The organism is Vibrio sp. 1580, from assembly GCF_033340055.1.
In genome coordinates, this window is record NZ_JAWOVT010000720.1 from 1 (window position 1) to 520 (window position 520).

Consider the following 520-nt stretch of genomic DNA (forward strand, 5'->3'; position numbering starts at 1 on the left):
CACTGACAGCCGGAAAGTAGTAACTACCATCGTACTTAACGATCAACGCTTTACTGTTGATTAACAGCTCGGCAAATAGTGAAAGAATCAACATGATAGATAAGATCACAAACGACCAATAACCACGTTTAATTTCTTTAAAGTGACGGATTTTCTTTTGAGTTAATGGACTTACTTTAATCATATTACGCTCCAAACTTCACACGTGGGTCGACTAAAGCAACACAGATATCCGAAATAATATTGCCGATCAGCAGCAATACCGCGTTGATAGCAACGATGCCCATCACTACTGGGTAATCACGTTCCATAATGGATTCGTAACCTAATAAACCAATGCCGTCGATGTTGAAGATAACTTCGATCAAAAATGCCCCTGTCATGAAGAACAACAGTGAGTTGCCAAAGTGAGAAGCAATTGGAATTAAGCTATTGCGTAGCGCGTGTTTGCGTACCGCTTTCTTAAACGGCAAGCCTTTTGCGATCGCGGTACGGATGTAATCCGATGATAAGTTTTCCA

General features: G+C 41.0%; 1 protein-coding gene and 1 pseudogene. Both read right to left on the reverse strand.

Annotated features, from left to right (window positions below; genetic code table 11):
- Positions 1–184, reverse strand: a pseudogene (locus R7093_RS28025) (ABC transporter permease); the annotation flags it as partial.
- Position 185: 1 nt separating this feature from the next.
- The coding region (locus R7093_RS28030; RefSeq protein ID WP_318147385.1) for an ABC transporter permease at positions 186–520 on the reverse strand (335 nt) is incomplete at its 5' end.